The sequence below is a fragment of the Pseudomonas neuropathica genome, assembly GCF_015461835.1.
Lineage (GTDB): Bacteria > Pseudomonadota > Gammaproteobacteria > Pseudomonadales > Pseudomonadaceae > Aquipseudomonas > Aquipseudomonas neuropathica.
This window is the reverse complement of the sequence record NZ_JACOPX010000009.1, coordinates 1-21,102: the sequence shown is the minus strand read 5'-3', so window position 1 is coordinate 21,102 and position 21,102 is coordinate 1. Positions and strand designations below refer to the sequence as shown.

The 21,102-nt window shown below is 58.5% G+C and carries 21 protein-coding genes and 1 pseudogene; 15 read left to right on the top strand and 7 right to left on the bottom strand.

Going from position 1 to position 21,102, the window contains the following annotated elements; genetic code table 11:
• Nucleotides 1-132 precede the first annotated feature (132 nt).
• A complete protein-coding gene (gene dksA, locus H8F23_RS14345) occupies nucleotides 133-576 on the bottom strand; it encodes an RNA polymerase-binding protein DksA (RefSeq protein ID WP_008080850.1) in 444 nt (147 codons plus the stop codon).
• Nucleotides 577-910: 334 nt separating this feature from the next.
• Between dksA and H8F23_RS14340 the strand changes: the two genes are divergently transcribed.
• Nucleotides 911-2,083: a pyridoxal phosphate-dependent aminotransferase gene (locus tag H8F23_RS14340; RefSeq protein WP_194934805.1), complete on the top strand. Its 1,173-nt coding sequence runs from the start codon at nucleotides 911-913 to the stop codon at nucleotides 2,081-2,083.
• Nucleotides 2,083-2,796: a DNA/RNA nuclease SfsA gene (gene sfsA / locus H8F23_RS14335; protein ID WP_194934804.1), complete on the top strand. Its 714-nt coding sequence runs from the start codon at nucleotides 2,083-2,085 to the stop codon at nucleotides 2,794-2,796. The genes H8F23_RS14340 and sfsA overlap by 1 nt, the downstream gene beginning before the upstream one ends.
• On the opposite strand, the gene H8F23_RS14330 is transcribed toward sfsA, so the two are convergent.
• A complete protein-coding gene (locus tag H8F23_RS14330; RefSeq protein ID WP_194934803.1) occupies nucleotides 2,793-3,110 on the bottom strand; it encodes a Rieske (2Fe-2S) protein in 318 nt (105 codons plus the stop codon). The genes sfsA and H8F23_RS14330 overlap by 4 nt on opposite strands.
• 166 nt (nucleotides 3,111-3,276) lie before the next feature.
• Between H8F23_RS14330 and H8F23_RS14325 the strand changes: the two genes are divergently transcribed.
• From H8F23_RS14325 to H8F23_RS14310, 4 genes and pseudogenes are all read left to right on the top strand, one after another.
• Complete coding sequence (locus H8F23_RS14325; protein WP_194934802.1) at nucleotides 3,277-4,149, top strand: heme/hemin ABC transporter substrate-binding protein; 873 nt, start codon at nucleotides 3,277-3,279, stop codon at nucleotides 4,147-4,149.
• Entirely contained in the window at nucleotides 4,146-5,183 is a 1,038-nt protein-coding gene (locus H8F23_RS14320; protein ID WP_194934801.1) for a FecCD family ABC transporter permease, read from the top strand. The genes H8F23_RS14325 and H8F23_RS14320 overlap by 4 nt, the downstream gene beginning before the upstream one ends.
• Entirely contained in the window at nucleotides 5,183-5,950 is a 768-nt protein-coding gene (locus H8F23_RS14315; RefSeq protein WP_194934800.1) for a heme ABC transporter ATP-binding protein, read from the top strand. The genes H8F23_RS14320 and H8F23_RS14315 overlap by 1 nt, the downstream gene beginning before the upstream one ends.
• Before the next feature lie 21 nt (nucleotides 5,951-5,971).
• A pseudogene (locus tag H8F23_RS14310) lies at nucleotides 5,972-6,825 on the top strand (ChaN family lipoprotein).
• Between the two features lie 227 nt (nucleotides 6,826-7,052).
• Here the strand turns inward: H8F23_RS14310 and H8F23_RS14305 are convergent.
• From H8F23_RS14305 to H8F23_RS14290, 4 genes are all read right to left on the bottom strand, one after another.
• Nucleotides 7,053-7,853 carry a Crp/Fnr family transcriptional regulator gene (locus tag H8F23_RS14305; protein ID WP_095125442.1) on the bottom strand — a complete coding sequence of 267 codons (801 nt, stop codon included), beginning with the start codon at nucleotides 7,851-7,853 and terminating at the stop codon, nucleotides 7,053-7,055.
• A gap of 16 nt (nucleotides 7,854-7,869) precedes the next feature.
• Nucleotides 7,870-8,142, bottom strand: coding sequence for a TfoX/Sxy family protein (locus H8F23_RS14300; RefSeq protein ID WP_003228231.1), 273 nt, complete (start codon nucleotides 8,140-8,142; stop codon nucleotides 7,870-7,872).
• A gap of 287 nt (nucleotides 8,143-8,429) precedes the next feature.
• Complete coding sequence (locus tag H8F23_RS14295; protein WP_007909940.1) at nucleotides 8,430-8,774, bottom strand: pentapeptide repeat-containing protein; 345 nt, start codon at nucleotides 8,772-8,774, stop codon at nucleotides 8,430-8,432.
• Nucleotides 8,775-8,864: 90 nt separating this feature from the next.
• On the bottom strand, nucleotides 8,865-10,421 hold the full coding sequence (locus H8F23_RS14290) for a bifunctional aminoglycoside phosphotransferase/ATP-binding protein (RefSeq protein ID WP_194934799.1): 1,557 nt from the start codon (nucleotides 10,419-10,421) through the stop codon (nucleotides 8,865-8,867).
• A gap of 118 nt (nucleotides 10,422-10,539) precedes the next feature.
• Here H8F23_RS14290 and mrcB point away from each other — a divergent pair, with 118 nt between their 5' ends.
• The 3 genes from mrcB to H8F23_RS14275 are packed head-to-tail and all read left to right on the top strand — an operon-like array spanning nucleotide 10,540 to nucleotide 13,965.
• The gene (gene mrcB / locus H8F23_RS14285) at nucleotides 10,540-12,864 is read left to right on the top strand and encodes a penicillin-binding protein 1B (RefSeq protein ID WP_194934798.1); all 2,325 of its coding nucleotides are present in this window, start codon (nucleotides 10,540-10,542) and stop codon (nucleotides 12,862-12,864) included.
• Between the two features lie 16 nt (nucleotides 12,865-12,880).
• Complete coding sequence (locus H8F23_RS14280) at nucleotides 12,881-13,630, top strand: hypothetical protein (protein WP_194934797.1); 750 nt, start codon at nucleotides 12,881-12,883, stop codon at nucleotides 13,628-13,630.
• Nucleotides 13,630-13,965, top strand: a complete 336-nt coding sequence (locus H8F23_RS14275) for a YqcC family protein (RefSeq protein ID WP_116255844.1) — start codon at nucleotides 13,630-13,632, stop codon at nucleotides 13,963-13,965. Before H8F23_RS14280 ends, H8F23_RS14275 begins: the two co-directional genes overlap by 1 nt.
• A 105-nt stretch (nucleotides 13,966-14,070) precedes the next feature.
• On the opposite strand, the gene H8F23_RS14270 is transcribed toward H8F23_RS14275, so the two are convergent.
• Entirely contained in the window at nucleotides 14,071-14,487 is a 417-nt protein-coding gene (locus H8F23_RS14270; protein ID WP_194934796.1) for a DUF4124 domain-containing protein, read from the bottom strand.
• A gap of 399 nt (nucleotides 14,488-14,886) precedes the next feature.
• Here H8F23_RS14270 and H8F23_RS14265 point away from each other — a divergent pair, with 399 nt between their 5' ends.
• The 6 genes from H8F23_RS14265 (at nucleotide 14,887) to msrQ (ending at nucleotide 20,877) form a co-directional block, all read left to right on the top strand.
• On the top strand, nucleotides 14,887-16,611 hold the full coding sequence (locus H8F23_RS14265) for an acetolactate synthase 3 large subunit (protein ID WP_194934795.1): 1,725 nt from the start codon (nucleotides 14,887-14,889) through the stop codon (nucleotides 16,609-16,611).
• Between the two features lie 2 nt (nucleotides 16,612-16,613).
• The gene (gene ilvN / locus H8F23_RS14260; RefSeq protein ID WP_003176102.1) at nucleotides 16,614-17,105 is read left to right on the top strand and encodes an acetolactate synthase small subunit; all 492 of its coding nucleotides are present in this window, start codon (nucleotides 16,614-16,616) and stop codon (nucleotides 17,103-17,105) included.
• Nucleotides 17,106-17,153: 48 nt separating this feature from the next.
• Nucleotides 17,154-18,170 carry a ketol-acid reductoisomerase gene (gene ilvC, locus H8F23_RS14255; RefSeq protein WP_007909969.1) on the top strand — a complete coding sequence of 339 codons (1,017 nt, stop codon included), beginning with the start codon at nucleotides 17,154-17,156 and terminating at the stop codon, nucleotides 18,168-18,170.
• A gap of 149 nt (nucleotides 18,171-18,319) precedes the next feature.
• Nucleotides 18,320-19,177, top strand: coding sequence for a CDP-diacylglycerol--serine O-phosphatidyltransferase (pssA, locus tag H8F23_RS14250; protein WP_016983477.1), 858 nt, complete (start codon nucleotides 18,320-18,322; stop codon nucleotides 19,175-19,177).
• Between the two features lie 63 nt (nucleotides 19,178-19,240).
• Nucleotides 19,241-20,254 carry a protein-methionine-sulfoxide reductase catalytic subunit MsrP gene (gene msrP, locus H8F23_RS14245; protein ID WP_194934794.1) on the top strand — a complete coding sequence of 338 codons (1,014 nt, stop codon included), beginning with the start codon at nucleotides 19,241-19,243 and terminating at the stop codon, nucleotides 20,252-20,254.
• Nucleotides 20,254-20,877: a protein-methionine-sulfoxide reductase heme-binding subunit MsrQ gene (gene msrQ, locus H8F23_RS14240; protein ID WP_194934793.1), complete on the top strand. Its 624-nt coding sequence runs from the start codon at nucleotides 20,254-20,256 to the stop codon at nucleotides 20,875-20,877. The genes msrP and msrQ overlap by 1 nt, the downstream gene beginning before the upstream one ends.
• Nucleotides 20,878-21,102: the final 225 nt, after the last annotated feature.

The window sequence follows — 21,102 nt, the reverse complement described above, 5'->3', positions numbered from 1 at the left end:
GGTGTGACATTCAACACCGATATTGACCGACCCACCGCTATCGCGAGCAGGCTCACTCCTACAAAAGGCAAAGGCAAAAGGCAGAAACAAAAACGGAGCGTTCGCACGCTCCGTTTTTCGTTCAGGTCAAGATTACTTGCCGACCTGCTTTTCCTTGATTTCCGCCAGGGTCTTGCAGTCGACGCACATGTCGGCAGTAGGACGTGCTTCCAGGCGTTTTACACCAATCTCGACGCCGCACGAATCACACCAGCCGTACTCTTCGTCTTCGATCAGTTGCAGTGTCTTGTCGATTTTCTTGATCAGCTTGCGTTCGCGGTCGCGGGCGCGAAGTTCGAGGGCGAACTCTTCTTCCTGGCTGGCACGGTCGGCCGGATCCGGGAAATTGGCAGCTTCGTCCTTCATGTGGTCAACGGTGCGGTCAACTTCCTGCATCAACTCCTGTTTCCACTTGTTCAGGACCTTGGTGAAGTGCGCGCGCATTGGGGCGCCCATGTACTCTTCACCTTTCGCCGGAACATAAGGTTCGAAACCGCTGATCGTCTGATTCTGCTGTTGCTTTGCTTGGGTGGGCATGAAATGGACCGCCTCTACTCTTGTAATCCATTGCGCAGGATTGCTCCATCACCGACACCTGCCGGCCCTGCGGCTGCAAGCGGGCGAACTTACCAGATCAAATCGGCCTGCGCTACTCCCGGATGTCGAGGCCCCGGCGGGTGGCGCTTGCAAATGTTTGGCAAGCCGTGTCTGGTGGTGTTGAAGACCTGTTCAATCACTGATTTTAGTCAATCCTGGAGCGTACGCTCGTATCGTTACAGTCCAGCGTTCTTGAGGCTGTGACCGCTGCGGGTTCTCGCTCGTTCCGGCAGATGGGTAGAATCGTCTCTTTTTCCCTGCCGAAGGAAAACCAATGGCTCAGCCCTACAGTGCGCGCAGTCGTGCGATCGAACCGTTCCATGTGATGGCGCTGCTGGCGCGGGCCAATGAATTACAGGCTGAAGGCCACGACGTGATCCACCTGGAAATCGGCGAGCCGGACTTCACTACTGCCGAGCCGATCATTCGTGCCGGGCAGGCCGCTTTAACGGCGGGCAAGACCCGTTACACCGCTGCGCGCGGCATTCCTGAATTGCGCGAGGCGATTTCCGGTTTTTACCAATCGCGCTATGGCCTGAACATCGATCCGCGGCGGATTCTGATCACGCCGGGCGGTTCCGGAGCGCTGTTGCTGGCCAGCGCTTTGCTGGTCGATCCAGGTAAACACTGGCTGCTGGCGGATCCCGGTTACCCGTGTAACCGGCACTTTCTGCGCCTGGTGGAAGGTGCGGCGCAGCTGGTTCCTGTAGGGCCGGACGTGCGCTATCAGTTGACTCCGGATCTGGTTGAGCGCCATTGGGATCATGACAGCGTCGGTGCACTGGTCGCTTCACCAGCCAACCCGACCGGCACCCTCCTGACCCGCGACGAACTGGCCGCGTTATCCACAGCCATCAAGGCTAAACACGGGCATTTGGTGGTAGACGAGATCTACCACGGTCTGACCTACGGCACCGATGCCGCCAGCGTACTGGAAGTCGACGACAGCGCTTTTGTGCTGAACAGTTTTTCCAAGTATTTCGGCATGACCGGCTGGCGTCTCGGCTGGCTGGTGGCGCCGGACGCTGCCGTCAGCGAGCTGGAAAAACTGGCGCAGAACCTCTACATCAGTGCGCCGAGCATGGCCCAATATGCGGCGTTGGCCTGTTTCGAACCGGACACCATCGCCATTCTGGAAGAGCGCCGGGCCGAATTTGGTCGTCGCCGTGATTTCCTCCTGCCAGCGTTGCGCGAGTTGGGTTTCAACATCGCCGTGGAGCCGGAAGGCGCTTTCTATCTTTATGCCGATATCAGCCAGTTCGGCGGCGATGCCTTCGCGTTCTGCCGTCATTTCCTTGAAACCGAACATGTAGCGTTCACCCCTGGTCTGGATTTCGGTCGCTATCAGGCCAGTCACCATGTGCGTTTTGCCTACACGCAAAACCTCCCTCGCTTACAGGAAGCGGTGGAGCGTATTGCCCGTGGTTTGAAGAGCTGGCAAGGCTGATGCGCTTTTATCCTGCTCTGGAAGAGGCGCGACTGATCCGTCGTTACAAGCGTTTTCTCGCCGATATCGAAACCGTTGGCGGCGAGTTGCTCACCATTCACTGCCCCAACACTGGTTCGATGCTCAACTGTCAGGTCGAAGGCGGGCAGGTCTGGTTCAGTCGCTCAAACGACCCCAAGCGTAAATTGCCCGGTACTTGGGAAATTGGCGAAACCCCGCAGGGTCGGTTGTTTTGCGTGAATACCGCACGGGCCAACGGTTTGGTCGAGGAGGCGTTGCAGGCCGGCGTCATCAGCGAGTTGAACGGCTTTACCGCGTTGAAACGTGAAGTCGCGTACGGGCAGGAAAAGAGCCGTATCGACTTCCGTCTCGAATACCCCAGTGGCCCTGCGTATGTAGAGGTGAAAAGCGTCACCCTCGGTTTCGACGGCACCGCCGTGGCGGCGTTTCCCGATGCGGTGACCCAGCGCGGCGCCAAGCATTTGCGTGAATTGGCGCATCTGGCGCGGGACGGCATTCGGGCGGTGCAGTTGTATTGCGTCAATCTGACCGGGATTGACGCGGTACGGCCGGCGAAGGAAATCGATTCGGCCTACGCCGATGCCCTTCTCGAAGCGGTCGCTTGTGGCGTTGAGGTTCTGGCGTATGGCGTGCGACTGGACCATGAAGAGATGGTCATCGACCGGCGTCTCGACGTGCTGCTTAACGGCTAAACATCGATCCACAGCCCTTGCGCATCTTCCCGGCAAGGAATGGCGGTGAGTGCTTGCCCGGCGCAAGGCCCGGCGACGCATTCACCGTCCTCGATCAGAAACAGTGCGCCGTGGGTGGCGCACTGGATCAGGCTGTTGCTCGGGTCGAGAAACCGGTCGGGTTGCCATTCCAGCCCCACGCCCCGGTGCGGGCAGCGATTGAGGTAGACGTAGGCTTGGCCGCTGCGGCGCACGGCGAACAGCTTGTTGCCGTCGATCTCGAACCCACGACTTTTCGCTTCGGCCAGATCGGCGCCTGCGCAGAGAAGCTTCATGACTATCCTCTAGTGTCCGCTCGTGTCTGGATATGTCCGAGCTTGACGTTTAAATGCAAACAATTATCAAATGGCGGCCTTCACCCGCAGGCGTCTGGCAGATGTCGAGGATACTTGGCCTGCCATTCGGATGCCCGGGAAAAAACCTTATTCAAGGAAGCTGTGTATGCGCCTGAGTACTCGCGTTGCCGTGCTGTGTGTCGGACTTTTGGTCAGCCACCAGGCTGCAGCGGCCGATTTGCCGCAACGTTGGGTCAGTGCTGGCGGTGCGCTGTCGGAGTGGGTGAGTGCGTTGGGTGGGGAGTCGAAACTGGTCGGTGTCGACACCACCAGCCAGCATCCGGAGTCGTTGAAGGCGCTGCCAAGCATTGGTTATCAGCGCAGCCTTTCCGCTGAAGGCATTCTCAGCCTGCGTCCGGACATTCTCATCGGCACCGAAGAAATGGGCCCGCCACCGGTACTGTCGCAAGTAAAAGCGGCCAAGGTTCAGGTGGCGTTGTTCTCGGCTCAGCCAGATCTGCCAACGCTGGAGAAAAACGTTACTCATTTGGGCCAATTGCTCGGCGCGCAGGCTCAGGCCGCGCAACTGCTGCAAAGTTATCAACAGCAACTCGATGCGCAGAAGGCTCGGGTTACCGAAGTGCAGACCAGACAAAAAGCGCCGGGTGTGCTGCTGTTGCTTGGACATGCCGGTGGCAAGCCATTGATTGCGGGCAAGGACACCGCGGCCGACTGGCTGCTGCAACAGGCCGGCGGGCATAACCTGGCGACTCACACCGGATACAAGCCGTTTTCCGTGGAATCCCTCGCCGGCCTCGATCCTGAAGTGCTGGTGTTCGCCGACCGTGCATTGACCGGTGAGGCGGCGAAAGCGGCGTTGTTCAAGGAAAACCCGATTCTCAATTCAAGTCGCGCCGCCAAGGCCGGGCGTGTGCTGGAGCTGGATCCGACCCTGCTGGTCGGTGGGCTCGGGCCGCGTTTACCGGCCGCGCTGAAAAGCCTGACTGACGGTTTCTACCCGGCCAAGAGCGGCCAATGACCACACTGGTAAAACCCCGGGGCTTGTTCATTGGCCTGACGCTCCTGTGTTTATTGGCGATCTGGCTATCGTTGGCACTCGGGCCCGTCAGTCTGCCGCTGTTCGACACGTTGCGTGCTGCGCTACGCATGCTTGGTGTGCCGTTGGCACCGGACGGACTGGAGCAGGCTGAACTGATCCTTGGGCAGATTCGTCTGCCGCGAACGCTGTTGGGACTGGCAGTGGGCGGTGTGCTGGCGTTGTCCGGCGTGGCGATGCAGGGCTTGTTTCGTAATCCGCTGGCCGATCCGGGACTGGTCGGTGTTTCCAGCGGCGCGGCATTGGGCGCAGCGATTGCGATTGTCGGCGGTTCTTTTTTTGGCGGCCTGCCGGATTGGTTCGGGCCGTATCTGCTGTCGGTCTGCGCGTTTCTCGGCGGTCTCGGCGTGACGGCGCTGGTGTATCGACTGGGTCGCCGTAATGGCCAGACCAACGTCGCGACCATGTTGCTGGCGGGCATCGCACTGACGGCGCTGGCCGGTTCGGCGGTGGGGCTGTTCACTTATCTGGCGGATGACGCGACCTTGCGTACGCTGACGTTCTGGAACCTGGGCAGTCTCAACGGCGCCAGTTACGCGCGGTTGTGGCCATTGCTGATCATCAGCGCCGCTGTCGCATTGTGGTTGCCGCGTCGGGCGAAAGCGCTGAATGCCTTGCTGCTCGGGGAGTCTGAGGCAGGGCATCTGGGGATTGACGTCGAACGGCTCAAGCGTGAATTGGTGTTCTGTACAGCGCTGGGGGTTGGCGCAGCAGTGGCGGCCGCCGGGATGATCGGTTTTGTCGGGCTGGTGGTACCGCATCTGGTACGTTTGCTGGCGGGGCCGGATCACAAAGTGTTGCTGCCGGCCTCCGTGCTGGCGGGGGCGAGCCTGTTGCTGTTGGCTGATCTGGTCGCGCGGCTGGCGCTGGCGCCGGCAGAGTTGCCGATCGGTATTGTTACCGCGTTTATTGGTGCGCCGTTCTTCCTTTATTTGCTGTTGCGAGGGCGTGCCTGATGTTGCGTGCGCAGAATCTGCACATCCAGCGTGGTCGCAAGGCTGTGCTCAGCGATGTCTCGTTGCAGCTCGAACCGGGCGAAGTGCTCGGTGTGCTCGGGCCGAACGGTGCTGGTAAAAGCACATTGCTGGGCGCGTTGTGCGGTGAGTTGGCGGCGAGTACTGGGAAGGTTTCACTCGACGGGCAAGCGTTGAGTCACTGGCCTGGCCCACAGCGCGCGCAACGATTGGCGGTGTTGCCTCAGGTGTCGACGCTGGATTTTGCCTTTCGCGTCGAAGAAGTGGTGGGCATGGGCCGTTTGCCTTGGCAAAGCGGTCGGGCCCGGGATGATGAAATCATCGCGGCGGCATTGGCGGCGGCGGATGCCGGGCACTTGAGCGGTCGCAGTTATCTGGCGTTGTCCGGTGGCGAGCGTCAGCGGGTGCATCTGGCGCGGGTATTGGCGCAGCTTTGGCCGGGGCAGGCCGGACAGACGCTGCTGCTGGATGAACCAACGTCAATGCTCGATCCGCTGCATCAACACACGACACTGCAGGCCGTACGCGAGTTTGCCGATCGTGGCGCGGCGGTGTTGGTGATCCTGCATGATCTGAATCTGGCGGCGCGTTATTGTGATCGCATTCTGCTGCTGGAAGGTGGGTGTCCGGTGGCGCTGGATACACCGCAGCAGGTTTTGCGACCGGACACGCTCCAGGCTGTATTCGGTCTTGAAGTGTTGGTGCAGTCGCACCCGGAGCGCGGGCATCCGCTGATCATCGCCCGCTGACAGGATCATTAAGGTGATGGCATGCGTGGGTTGTGGCGGTTGGCGGTGGTGTTACTTGCGGGGTGTCAGCATGTTGCGGCGCCACCGCCGATCAGTGGCGAGATTCGCGACCTGCACAGCGGTCAGGTGCTGACGGCACAGCAGTTGCTGAGGGGGCTTGCCGAGCCTGAGCGGCTGATCATTGGTGAGCAGCATGACAACGCCGATCATCACGCCGCGCAATTATGGCTGTTGCGCTCGCTCGGTGAACAGCGGTCGCAGGGCAGTCTGCTATTGGAAATGCTCACGCCGGATCAGCAGCCTCGCGTTGATCAAGTGCGTCAGGCGAAAACGCCGCCCGCTGACCTGCCGGGCGCATTGGCCTGGGAGGACGGCTGGGACTGGAATTTCTATGGGCCGATCGTCTCCGCTTCGCGCTGACTCAGCCGTATCCACTGCTGGCGGCGAATCTGGATAGCGCTGAAATCCGCACCTTCTATCGTGATCCGCCGGTGTTAAAGGGGGCGCGCAGCAATACGGAGTCCGTGAAAGCCGTTTTGCTGGAGCAGATCAGCGATTCCCACTGTGGTCTGCTGCCCGAATCACAGATGCCGGCGATGCTCGCCGTTCAGCAACAACGTGATCGGCGTATGGCAGAGCGTCTGTTGGCGGCTCCTTCACCTTCAATCTTGCTGGCCGGTGCGTGGCATGCGCGCAAGGATGTCGGCGTGCCGTTGCATGCTGTGGATCTGGGCGCCGCCCAGGCACCCACCGTGTTGATGCTGGCAGAGCAGGGCGCCGAAGTGACCGCCGCGATGGCCGACTACGTTTGGTACACGCCGGCAACGCCAAAGCAGGATTACTGTGAGCAAATGCGTAAACAGTTCGGCAAATGACTTTTCCACAGGCAAAAAAAGACCCGGTAAAAACCGGGTCAAATAACCGTGATTAGCCTGATGAGGAGATAATCTGAGAGTCCGAACCAAGGGCTTTTCAGAATATCGACTGATCTCGCGACCAGTTGTGATAATCATAGCGATTCTCATTACCGAGTCAACAACTGTTTTTCCGTTTCTTTGAAATCGTCTGGAAAATGGTCGGTACGCCCCGCAAACAAAGACTTTTAGCGTTGACCTTCAGTCGGTGTCATTTGCGTGATCTGCCGATTCAACTGGCCGATCCGCCGTGCCATGCTCTCGATCAGGCTGTGGGCGATCTTTGGATTGGTGCGGGTCATGCTCAAAAAATGATCACCGGGAATCAGCATCACCGTGCTCGGTTCTCGTGCGATCACCGTGGCGTTGCGTGGCTCGCCGGTAAACACGGCCATGGCACCGAAAATCTCGTCTTTGGCCACATCTCCCACCTTATGCCCGTCTACAAACGCTTCGGCATGCCCGTCGATGATCACGAACACGTGATCAGCCGCGTCCCCCTGGTTGATGAGAATTTCACCCGCCTCGACCCGTTTGAAGCCATTGGTGCTGCGAAACTCGCGCGGTTTCAGTTCCGCGACGGCATGGGCAAGGATCGCCATCTGCCCCAGCAGATACTCTAGAAACTGGTCTGTCCGATGAGCGTCGGCATACACATGCTGGAAAACCTCACGGCGCCAATAGGGCGTCAAGCGCAACGCCCCGTCACTGCACAAACGGCAATCAGCCCAGTCCTCACCTTGCTGAAGGCCGATCAAATCGCCGTCCTGCCAATAAAACAGCGGACGGGCGCCGATACAGCCGTTGATCATCCCTTCATTCAGCATGAATAGCTGATCGGCGGGTAACTGCGTCAGCAAATCATCCGCCGCCTCCAGTTCCAGCATCGGCCCGCAAGGCGCCAAATCGCGCAGCCACAGTGCGGGCAAGCTCTGCAAGCGGTTGATCAAGGCATCGGCGCAGGCCGATTGTTCCCCCAGTAAATACATGACGGTCAATGCCCGCTCAGTTCTTGTGGCGCGAGGAAATGGCTTCGAGTTGCTTGTTGAGGGCGTCCTTGCGTTCGGCGGGGATGTCGTTCCAGTGCACATCCATCAGCGCGCCTTCGATCGCATACAACAACACCTTCGATGCGCGAAACCCGCGGGTACGCACGGCCCGGTAGGCGTCCACCGCGCCCAGGCGACGCAAGTCCGAGGCGCTGTGGATGCCCACGGCATGCAGCCATTGCGCCGACGTCTTGCCAAGATTCTTCAGGTGTTGCAGTTCATCATTCATCAAGCCTCCTTGCGACGGCCGAATGGTGCGTGGGCGAGCTTCTCAGGAGTGTAGCCATCAGTAGGAAAAGCGTGATTGTTTGGTCGGATTCAACGCAAACGCTTCTAAGAAAGGGTGCTTGAAAGGCCTGCGAACGCAGAAAGAAGGGGAAAAAACACATATCAATGTAGGAGTGAGCCTGCTCGCGATAGCGGACTGGCAGGCACACATGTGTTGAATGTTAGACCGCTATCGCGAGCAGGCTCACTCCTACAGGGGAGGCGTCGTGTCAGCGAGGGATAAGCCTGTCAGCGAGTGCGATAACGCAAACGCGTACCGAAATTCATCGACATCAGAATCTCGTCAGCACTCAGTTCCGGCGGGAAGTAAGCCCCGGAAATCTGCGCGTGAGCCAGGCTCGCGCCTTCCAGCGACGCGTTGCGGAAATCGATGCCACGCAGATCGGCAGAGCGGAAGTACGCGTCGCGGAAATCCACGCCATCGGCATTCAGTTCACGCAAATCAAGACCACGGAAATCGCCGCCGACCATGTCGATCGGGCCATCTTGTGGGCGCTCTTTGTTGAAACCTGTGATGTCGTCTTTGTGCAGCAAGGCATATAGCGGGGTGTCGAGAAGTTTCGGCTGGCTCATGTCATATCACCGTTGGTTTTATGACGCCAGTATAGTGCCACTATTTGACGGCCGTGAAGCAAGCGTGGGCTTCACGGCCGAAATAGTTTCTTACAGGCCAGGCAGGCGTTGACGAATCTGCGCGACCACGGTGTCCAGCGTGCCGGATTCATTGGTCTGTACGCGTTTGCTGCGCAGGATTTCTTCCGGCGTCAGCGCTTCGCGATTGGCCTGCTGCGCTTCGATCACCGCCAGGGTGGCATCGGACGGATCCTTTTGGTCGGCCTGACGGATCGCCAGCCAGCTCTCGATCACCGCTTGTGGCGCGTTGCAATCGAGGATCAGGAATGGCGTGCCGGTGGCTTCGGCAATTTTTGCCGCGTTGTCGCGTTGTTCGCGCTTCAGGTAAGTCGCGTCGATCACCACCGGGAAACCGGCGTGCAGGATCACTTCAGCGATTTCATGCAGACGCGCGTAAGTGGCGGCGCTGGCGTCGGCACTGTAAATGCCGGCCTGCACATCATTAGCAACAGTTTGCTCACCGAACAGACGCTTGCGTTCTACGTCCGAACGCAGGCGGATGGCACCCAGCGCTTCGACCAGACGCATGGCCACGTGGCTCTTGCCGACAGCGGAAACACCGTGGGTGATTGCCATGAAGCGCGATGGAATGGTGCTGTAGCTTTCCGCCAGGTTGGCGTAGTTGCGGTACTGGCGCAGGGTGGTGGCGCGCTGCACCGGGGTCGCGTCAGCCGGCATGCTGAACAGGGCAACCTTGGCACGCACCAGTGCACGGTAGGCTTTATAGAAGTTCAGCACTTCCAGGCCCTGATAGTCGCCAGTCAGCTCCAGATATTGGCTGATGAAGCGGCGCGCCAGGGATTTCAGACCACGGTCTTCCAGGTCCATCGCGAGGAAACCGGTGTCGGCCCAGACGTCAGTGAAGCGGAACGGTTCGTTGAACTCGATGCAGTCGAAGATCACCACTTTGCCGTCGATGACCGTGGCGTTGCCCAAGTGGATATCACCGTGGCATTCACGGGTGAACCCTTCGGCCTTGCGCTGGGCGAACAGTGGCTTGAGACGCTCGAAGCTGCTTTCGGCCCAGGCTTTCAGTGCGTCGAGTTGCAGCAGGTCATTTTTGTCGCTGAGGAACGGCAGGATCTGTTCGAAGTTTTGCGACACTGGCGCCATCACGCTTTCCGGGGTGCCGGCGTCGTGTGCGGCCGGGACTTTTGGCGCGCTGAGGTGGAAGTGCGCGATCTGCTGCGCCATCTCATCAATGTGCTGGGTGGTCAGTTCGCCATTGGCTTGCAGGGTGCTGAGCAAACCGGTCTGCGGGAATTGGCGCATTTTCAGCAGGTATTCGATGGCCGGGCCGTCACCGCCCAGTTGCGGTGCTTCGACGCTGCCAGTGACTGGTAACACTTCCAGATACAAATCATCGGTCAGGCGTTGGTTCAGACGCAGTTCTTCGGCGCAAAAGTGCGCGCGCGATTCGAGGCCAGTGAAGTCGAGGAAGCCGAAATTAACCGGCTTCTTCACTTTATAAGCGAAGGGACCGGTGAGGATCACCCACGAGATATGGGTTTCGATGACCTGAAACCCTTCGACAGGGTGCGGGTAGAGGGCCGGGTTTTGCAGGGCAGCGATCAGAGACTGGCTCACGGGCGATCCTTCAGAGACTGGGGGAAATTCGAGGCCGCCATTATGGCCGCTCGCCAGCCCGACGCAAACCTCGGAGCGCTCCTGTTGAGGATGAATAAAGTGCGTATAATCCGCCGCCATGACTCGAACTCGATCCCCCCGTACCAAGAAAAAACCACCCTCCAAGGGCCTTAGCCCATGGTTGAGCTGGGCCATTAAACTCAGTCTGGTCGGCCTTGTCGTGCTGGCTGGCTTCGCCGTTTACCTCGATGCCGTGGTGCAGGAGAAGTTCTCCGGCAAGCGCTGGACCATCCCGGCCAAGGTCTACGCGCGGCCGCTCGAGCTGTTCGTCGGACAAAAGCTCAGCAAGGACGATTTCCTTACCGAACTCGATGCCCTCGGTTATCGCCGCGAAGCCGTGAGCAATGGTCCCGGCGCGGCAGCCGTTAGCGGCAACACCGTCGATCTGAATACCCGTGGCTTCCAGTTCTATGAAGGTCTGGAAAAGCCGCAGCCAGTGCGCGTGCGTTTCTCTGGCGATTATGTGGCTGAGCTGTCGGCGACCAACGGTTCGAAATTGTCTGTGGTACGCCTCGAACCGCTGATGATCGGCGGTATTTATCCGAAGAATCTTGAAGACCGCATTCTGATCAAGCTCGATCAGGTGCCGCCATATCTGCTCGAAACCCTGGTTGCCGTGGAAGACCGCGATTATTACAGCCACTGGGGCGTGTCGCCGAAGTCGATTGCCCGGGCTGTCTGGGTCAACACCTCGGGCGGCAAGATGACGCAGGGCGGCAGTACGCTGACCCAGCAGTTGGTGAAAAACTTCTACCTGACCAATGAACGCAGCCTGACCCGCAAGCTCACCGAAGCGATGATGGCGATGTTGCTGGAGCTGCATTACGACAAGAAGGAAATCCTTGAGGCCTACCTCAACGAAGTCTTTGTCGGACAGGACGGTCAGCGTGCGGTCCACGGTTTTGGTCTGGCCAGTCAGTTCTTCTTCGGTCAGCCGTTGTCCGAGCTGAAACTGCATCAGGTAGCGTTGCTGGTCGGCATGGTCAAAGGCCCGTCTTACTACAACCCGCGTCGCAACCCGGAGCGCGCACTTGAACGGCGTAACCTGGTGCTCGATGTGCTTGAGCAACAGGGCGTGGCGACGGCCGAGCAGGTCGAAGCGGCGAAAAAAATGCCATTGGGCGTAACCACGCGCGGCAAGCTCGCCGACAGCTCGTTCCCGGGCTTTATCGATCTGGTCAAACGTCAGTTGCGTGAAGACTATCGCGACGAAGACTTGACCGAAGAAGGCCTGCGCATCTTCACCAGTTTCGACCCGATCCTGCAGATGAAAGCCGAGGCGTCGGTCAACGACACCTTCAAGCGTCTGGCCGGGCGCAAAGGTTCTGATGATGTGGAAGCGGCGATGGTCGTGACCAATCCGGAAACCGGCGAAGTGCAGGCGATGATCGGCAGCCGTCAGGCCAGTTATGCCGGTTTCAACCGTGCGCTGGATGCCGTGCGACCGATCGGCTCGTTGATCAAGCCGGCGGTGTATCTGACTGCACTGGAGAAACCAAGCCAGTACACACTGACCAGTTGGCTGTCGGACGACCCGTTGTCGGTCAAAGGCGCGAACGGTCAGGTGTGGAAACCGCAGAACTACGACCGTCGCTCCCACGGCACCGTGTTCCTTTATCAGGGGCTCGCGCATTCCTATAACCTGTCGACTTCGCGTCTGGGTCTGGAAGTCGGTGTGCCGAATGTGCTCAAGACCTTGGGACGTCTGGGGGTGACGCGCGAATTTCCGGCATTCCCGTCGATGTTGCTCGGTGCCGGTGGCATGACGCCGATTGAAGTGGCGACCATGTACCAGACGCTGGCCAACGGTGGTTTCAATACGCCGATGCGCGGCATTCGCAGTGTGCTGACCGCCGAGGGCGAACCGCTCAAGCGTTATCCGTTCCAGATCGAGCAGCGTTTCGATCCGGCGTCCATCTATCTGATCCAGAACGCCATGCAGCGCGTGATGCGTGAAGGTACCGGCAGCTCGGTTTATAACGTGCTGCCCAAGACTCTGACGCTGGCGGGCAAGACCGGTACCAGTAACGACTCCCGGGACAGCTGGTTCGCCGGTTTCAGTCAGGATCTGCTGGCGGTGGTCTGGCTGGGGCGCGATGACAACGGCAAGACGCCGTTCACCGGGGCCACCGGTGCGTTGCAGGTCTGGACCAGTTTCATGCGCAAGGCCGATCCGCTACCGCTGGACATGCCGCAGCCGGACAATGTCGTACAGGCTTGGGTCGATTCGCGTACCGGGCAGGGCTCCGATGCCAACTGTCCGGGGGCGGTGCAGATGCCGTATATTCGCGGCAGCGAACCGCCACCCGGCGCCGCGTGTGCGGGCGAAACGCCTGCCTCCGGCGAGTCGGTGATGGATTGGGTCAAGGGCTGGATGAATTAAGCAAAGAGGGTTTCAAGTGAACAAGTGGTTGATTCCAGCGGTGACCGCCGTGGCTTTGCTGAGCGGCTGCTCTACCGTACAGCGTGGTTCGATTCCGGTTGTTGACTCCGGTACTGCGGTGTCCAACAGCGAACGTATTTCGGCCAATGGCGGCTTCCGTCAAACGACGGTGAAGCGTCCAGCACAGGGCCAGACCCAGGCGATTCCGCAAGGTGACACTGGCGTGGTGGTGATGGTGCCGGGCGGTGGTGCCGCCGTATCGACACCGATCAGCTCTTCGCCAATCGTGCCGGGCCCGGCGTCCGGTGGCATCACGCCTGGGCCTTACAACCCATCAGCAGTTGAATCGGCGCCGATCAACTCGGGCACTTACAACATGCCTTCGACGCCGAGCGGAATTCCTTCGGCCAGCACTGGCGGTGGACTTTCCGCCGACGAGCAACTGGATGGTCCGGTGCTCGCCTTGCTGACAACAGCGCAGCAACAACAGGCCGGCGGTGACCTCAACGGTGCGTCCTCCAGCCTGGAGCGTGCTCAGCGTGTTGCCCCGCGTGAGCCGCAAGTGCTTTATCGCTTGGCGCAGGTGCGCATGGCCCAAGGTGATGCACCGCAGGCCGAGCAATTCGCTCGTCGCGCGCTGACCATGGCCAACGGTCGTCCGGACCTGCAGGCCAATCTGTGGGAAATCATCGCCCAGTCCCGTGAGAAACAAGGCGATTCAGCGGGCGCTGCTCTGGCCCGTCAGAAGGCCAAGGTCTCGCTGTGATGGATGCCCGGTTCCCGAAAATCGCCGATCAGCTGTTGCTGATCGAGCGTGAACTGCGCACTCAAGGCTGGTGGGACGAGGTTCAGCCGTCGGTGGAAGCGTTGAGCAGTGTCGAGCCGTTTTCGGTCGATACGCTCGACTTCGAGCAATGGCTGCAATGGATCTTCCTGCCGAAGATGAAATATATCCTTGAGCAGGATCTGCCGTTGCCGAACGCCTCGGGCATCCAGGAAATGGCTGAAATGGTCTTCGCCCAGCGCAACCTGGGTGGCAAGGATCGGCAGCTTCAAGTGTTGCTCAAAGAGTTTGACCTGTTGATCACTGCCTCGCGCTAGTACCGATTCTGTGTAGGAGCTGCCGAAGGCTACGATCTATTGATCTTTAAAGTCAAAAGATCGCAGCCTCGTTTCACTCGACAGCTCCTACAGTCCTGCAGATGCCTATTGGCAATTCTCGGCTATCTGTTTCTGAGCCTCGACAATGCGTTCCTGGCGCTGCGCATCATCCAGCCGTCGCATCTGTCCCTCCACCTCTTCCCTCAAACGCGGATTGTTCTGCAATTGCGCAAGATTCGTCCGTGCCTGTTCGCAAAACTGTTTGAGCTGCTCCTGTTGGTCCGCGACCTGTTTCTTCACCTTGTCGTCGATAGCCTTCTGATCACCGAGCGCGCCACTGCCCGGCATTGCCGCAGGTTTCGGCGGGGACGAGGAGGGCGTCTGCAAGGTCGTCGACGGCTGACCTGGTGGCGGCTGCGCATCGAAGTGCGTAACACCCTGGGCATCGACCCATTTGTAGATTTGAGCGGCCATGCACCACGGGCTGAGACCGATCAGCAGAGTAAGGAGGAGCGTTCGCATGCTGATTCCTTAGCAAAATTGCGCAATTGACACTAACAGAGTAGCGGTTTTCAGGTTTTTTCTTGCGTTCTCATGTGCTTACCCACAATTAACCACACAGACGACTTGACTTGGAGAGGGCGAAACAGAAGAATCCAAAGTCCGCTGTAGAGGGACTGCCAGAAGCAGACCCACTCGGTAGATCATGAGGCGCACATCCGCGCCGACCTGTTACACCCGCAACGCGTTACCTCGCGCTGGGTGGGAAAGGCCCGCAACACTTGGGACGATCCCAATACTTGCTCAGTCAGTGCTGACGTAGTCGGCGACCACCGTCGCTCATGCTCTGCCGAGAAGTAAACCTATTAAGACCCGCCCCTTTTTTGTGGACGGTATTCTGGCGTTTTAGAGGTGAACAACGTGGAGCTTTTATCTGGCGGTGAGATGCTCGTCCGCTTTTTGCGTGACGAAGGCGTCAAATATATCTACGGGTACCCGGGTGGTGCTCTCCTGCATGTTTACGATGCCCTGTTCAAAGAACCGGAAGTGACTCACATCCTGGTTCGTCACGAACAAGCGGCAACCCATATGGCTGACGGTTATGCCCGTGCCACCGGTAAAGCCGGCGTGGTATTGGTGACGTCCGGTCCTGGCGCCACAAACGCCATCACCGGTATCGCGACCGCCTATATGGACTCGATTCCAATGGTGATCATTTCCGGTCAGGTGCCAAGCACCATGGTCGGTACCGACGCGTTCCAGGAAACCGACATGATCGGTATCTCCCGGCCGATCGTGAAGCACAGCTTCATGATCAAGCACGCCTCGGAAATCCCGGAAGTCATGAAGAAGGCGTTCTACCTGGCGCAATCCGGTCGTCCGGGCCCGGTCGTGGTCGATATCCCGAAAGACATGACCAACCCGGCCGAGAAGTTCGAATACATCTTCCCGAAGAAAGCCAAGCTGCGTTCCTACAGCCCGGCCGTTCGTGGTCACTCCGGGCAAATCCGCAAGGCGGCAGAAATGCTCCTGGCGGCCAAGCGCCCAGTGCTGTACTCCGGCGGCGGCGTCATCCTCGGCAACGGTTCAGCGCCGCTTACCGAACTGGCGAAAATGCTCAACCTGCCCGTGACCAACACGTTGATGGGCCTGGGTGGTTTCCCGGGTACTGATCGTCAGTTCATCGGCATGCTCGGCATGCACGGCAGCTACACCGCCAACCTGGCGATGCACCATGCTGACGTGATCCTCGCGGTCGGCGCGCGTTTCGACGATCGCGTGATCAACGGCGCGGCGAAGTTCTGCCCGAATGCCAAGATCATTCACATCGACATCGACCCGGCTTCGATTTCCAAGACCATCAAGGCCGACGTGCCAATCGTGGGTCCGGTGGAGAGCGTCCTGACCGAAATGGTCGCGATCCTCAAGGAAATCGGCGAGACCCCGAACAAAGAGTCCGTGGCCAGTTGGTGGAAGCAGGTGGATGAATGGCGCGGTGATCGCGGCCTGTTCCCTTACGAAAAGGGCGACGGCAGCATGATCAAGCCGCAGACCGTGATCGAAACCCTCTGCGAAGTGACCAAGGGCGATGCCTTCATCACTTCCGACGTGGGCCAGCACCAGATGTTCGCGGCGCAGTACTACACGTTCAACAAGCCGAATCGCTGGATCAACTCCGGTGGTCTGGGCACCATGGGCTTCGGTTTCCCGGCGGCCATGGGCATCAAGTTGAGCTTCCCGGATGACGACGTTGCCTGCGTCACCGGTGAAGGCAGTATCCAGATGAACATCCAGGAACTGTCGACCTGCCTGCAATATGGCTTGCCAGTCAAAATCGTCATCCTGAACAACGGTGTTCTGGGGATGGTTCGTCAGTGGCAGGACATGAGCTACGGCAGCCGTCACTCGCACTCCTACATGGAATCGCTGCCTGACTTCGTCAAGCTGGCTGAAGCCTACGGCCACGTTGGCGTACGCATCACTGAATCGAAAGATTTGAAGTCGAAGATGGCAGAAGCGTTCGCCATGAAGGATCGCCTGGTGATCATCGATGTTTCGGTCGACACCAGCGAGCACGTCTACCCGATGCAGATCAAAGACGGCTCGATGCGCGATATGTGGCTGAGCAAGACGGAGCGTACTTAATCATGCGGCACATTATTTCCTTGCTTCTGGAAAACGAACCCGGCGCTTTGTCTCGCGTAGTCGGCCTGTTCTCGCAGCGCAACTACAACATCGAAAGCCTGACTGTGGCCCCGACCGAAGACCCGACCCTGTCGCGTCTGACGCTGACCACTGTGGGTCACGATGAAGTCATCGAGCAGATCACCAAAAACCTGAACAAGCTGATCGAAGTGGTCAAGCTGGTGGACCTCTCGGAAAGTGCTCACATCGAGCGCGAACTGATGCTGGTCAAGGTCAAGGCCACTGGCGCCCAACGCGCCGAGATCAAACGCACCACCGATATTTACCGTGGACAGATCGTCGACGTCAGCGCCAGTGTGTATACCGTTCAACTGACCGGTACCAGCGACAAGCTCGACAGCTTCATTCAGTCCATCGGCACCGCATCGATTCTGGAAACCGTCCGTAGCGGCGTGACCGGCATTGCTCGCGGCGACAAAGTACTCAGCATCTAAACCAAATTAGCGAATGGCCTGAACGGCCTGGATATAAAGGGGAAATTCATGAAAGTTTTCTACGATAAAGACTGCGACCTGTCGATCATCCAGGGCAAGAAAGTTGCCATCATCGGTTACGGTTCCCAGGGCCACGCCCAAGCGTGCAACCTGAAAGACTCCGGTGTCGACGTTACCGTTGGTCTGCGTAAAGGTTCGGCCACCGTTGCCAAAGCCGAAGCTCACGGCCTGAAAGTGACCGACGTTGCTTCCGCTGTTGCTGCCGCCGACCTGGTCATGATCCTGACCCCGGACGAGTTCCAGTCGTCGCTGTACAAGAATGAAATCGAGCCGAACATCAAGAAGGGCGCCACTCTGGCCTTCTCCCACGGTTTCGCGATCCACTACAATCAGGTCGTTCCGCGTGCCGACCTCGACGTGATCATGATCGCGCCGAAAGCTCCGGGTCACACCGTACGTTCCGAGTTCGTGAAAGGCGGCGGTATCCCTGACCTGATCGCGATCTACCAGGACGCCTCGGGCAACGCCAAAAACGTTGCACTGTCCTACGCTGCCGGCGTTGGTGGCGGTCGTACCGGCATCATCGAAACTACCTTCAAGGACGAGACTGAAACCGACCTGTTCGGCGAACAAGCCGTTCTGTGCGGCGGTACCGTTGAGCTGGTCAAAGCCGGTTTCGAAACCCTGGTTGAAGCTGGCTACGCGCCAGAAATGGCCTACTTCGAGTGCCTGCACGAACTGAAGCTGATCGTTGACCTCATGTACGAAGGCGGTATCGCCAACATGAACTACTCGATCTCCAACAACGCTGAGTACGGCGAGTACGTGACTGGTCCGGAAGTGATCAACGCCGAATCCCGTCAGGCCATGCGCAACGCCCTGAAACGTATTCAGGACGGCGAATACGCCAAAATGTTCATCAGCGAAGGCGCAACCGGCTACCCTTCGATGACCGCCAAGCGTCGTAACAACGCCGCTCACGGTATCGAAGTCATCGGCGAGCAACTGCGCTCCATGATGCCGTGGATCGGTGCCAACAAGATCGTCGACAAAGCCAAAAACTAAGTCGTCGTCCCTTGTATGAAAAAACGCGGCCTCGGCCGCGTTTTTTCGTTTAAGGCGGTGGTTCTGGTATAAAGCTGCAGCGTTTGTGGCCGAACTGTCGTCCTCAAGCACCTGTCGAATTTTCTTCAAACCGTTGCAAGGTAATGTCCATGAGCGAACGTCCCGAAGAGCCGAACAAGGCTTCTGACGCCGAAAGCCTGTTGCCCATCGATGAGCACATCGAAGAAGGGCACGACGCAGAAGGTCGTAAAGTCCGGCATCGTGGTATCTATCTGCTGCCGAATCTGTTCACCACTGCGAACCTGTTCGCAGGGTTTTACTCCATCATCAACTCGATGAGCGCCCAGGCTGCGTTGAGTGCCGGTGATTCGGCTAACGCGAGCAAGTATTTCGCGTTCGCCGCGATCGCTATTTTCGTCGCCATGGTGCTCGACGGCCTGGACGGTCGTGTCGCGCGCATGACCAATACGCAAAGTGCCTTTGGCGCCGAGTACGACTCGCTGTCGGATATGGTCGCGTTCGGTGTTGCACCGGCGTTGCTGGCATTCGGTTGGGCGTTGGGCGACATGGGCAAGGTTGGCTGGATGGTCGCCTTCATCTATGTAGCCGGCGCGGCGTTGCGTCTGGCGCGTTTCAACACGCAGGTTGGCACGGCTGACAAGCGTTACTTCATCGGTCTGGCCAGTCCGGCGGCTGCCGGTGTGGTGGCGGGGATTGTCTGGGCATTCAGTGATTACGGGATCCAGGGTTCGAAGATGTCGTTCCTGGTCGCGTTGATGGTGGCGGCTGCCGGCATGCTGATGGTCAGCAACATCAAGTACAACAGCTTTAAAGAGCTGGATCTGAAAGGGCGCGTACCGTTCGTTGCAATTCTTGCCGTCGTGCTGGTGTTCGCTGTGGTGTTCAGCGATCCACCGCGCATTCTGTTGCTGGTGTTCCTCGCTTACGCGGCATCCGGCCCGGTTCAGTACCTGTTGCATCTTCGTCGGCACAAAAAAGCCGAGTGATGTAATTTCCCGCATACTCCGCAGTCTATGGGTGCATCTGTCCTCCAAAGCTGCGGAGTTGCCATGTTGATCAAAGTCCCCAAAGCGTCCGACTGCCACGAGTCGGATGTTACGCCTGAATCCATTTATCTCTCTCGCCGCCAATTGCTGGGGGCCACTGCTGCCGGTATCGCCGTCAGTAGCCTGCCGCGCTGGGCCAACGCCGACGATGCCGCGCGTTATGCCGATGTCGAGCCGGGCAAGGCACCTGCATGGTTCACCGAGAAGCTGCCTTCTACTAAATGGGGGGCGGTCAACGTCAAGGATGAGGCGATCACGCCTTATAAAGATGCCACTCACTACAACAACTTCTATGAGTTTGGTACCGACAAGGGTGATCCGGCAGCGAATGCCGGTTCGCTGAAAACCGAACCATGGAGCGTAGTGATCGACGGGGAGGTGGGTAAGCCAGGGCGCTATGTGCTGGAAGACTTCATGAAGCCGTACCAACTGGAGGAGCGTATCTATCGTTTGCGCTGTGTCGAGGCGTGGTCGATGGTCATTCCGTGGATCGGTTTTCCAATCTCGGCGCTGCTCAAGCAGGTCGAGCCAACGTCCAATGCCAAATACATCCGGTTTGAAACCTTGCAGGATCCCAAGAGCATGCCTGGCCAGCGTTCTGGTTTTGCCCTGATCAATTGGCCCTATGTAGAAGGCTTGCGGCTGGATGAGGCGATGAATCCACTGGCGATTCTGGCGGTGGGTATGTATGGCCGCGAGTTACCGAATCAGAACGGTGCGCCTCTGCGCTTGGTGGTGCCATGGAAGTACGGCTTCAAGAGTGTTAAATCCATCGTCCGTATCAGTCTGGTCAGCGAGCAGCCGAAGACGACCTGGCAAAGCATTGCAGCGGATGAGTACGGCTTCTACGCGAATGTGAACCCGACGGTTGATCACCCACGCTGGACCCAGGCGCGAGAGCGGCGATTGCCAAACAGTCTGTTCAAGCCAAATGTGCGGGATACGCAGATGTTCAACGGCTACTCGGATGAAGTCGCTTCTTTATATACAGGGCTCGATCTGCGGAAGAATTACTGATGCGATTCCCGTACTGGCGTATAGGCGTTTTCATTGCGGCGGCAGTCTGGCCGATGCTGTGGTTGTATCAGGCTCTTGGGGATTTGCTCGGGCCCGATCCTGGCAAAGTGCTAGTGGATCGGTTGGGCTTGGGTACGTTGGTGTTGTTGTTGATCACTCTGAGCATGACACCGATGCAAAAGCTCACCGGCTGGGCTGGGTGGATTGCAGTGCGCCGACAGTTGGGGCTCTGGTGTTTTGCCTATGTGGCTTTGCATCTGTGTAGTTATATGGCGTTTATTCTGGGTTTCGATTGGTCGCAGCTGACTGTCGAGTTGCGTAAGCGGCCCTACATAATAGTGGGGGCTTTGGGTTTTCTCGGATTGTTGGCGCTGGCGGTGACGTCAAATCGCTACAGTCAGCGTCGTTTGGGTTCGCGCTGGAAGAAGCTGCATCGTCTGGTCTATGTGATTCTTGGTCTGGGTTTGCTGCATATGCTGTGGATCGTGCGTGCTGATCTCGAGGAATGGGCGATCTATGCCTTTGTAGGTGCGGTGCTACTGTTGCTGCGTATTCCGCCAGTGATGCGTCGGATCCCGCGGTTGCTGACTAAAAAGCAGGTTTTGCAAGAAAAGCGAAATTAACGGTTGACGGCAGATTCAGGATGTCTATAATTCGCCCCACTTCCGGCGCAGTCGAAACGGAAAACTCCTTGAGATTCAATGAGTTATGCAGGTTTCGGCAGCAGGTTGCTTCAGTTCATCGAAGCCAGAAGGAAGTTGAAAAAGAGGTGTTGACAGCAGCGTGTAACGCTGTAGAATTCGCCTCCCGCTGACGAGAGATCGGAAGCGCAAGTGGTTGAAGTTGTT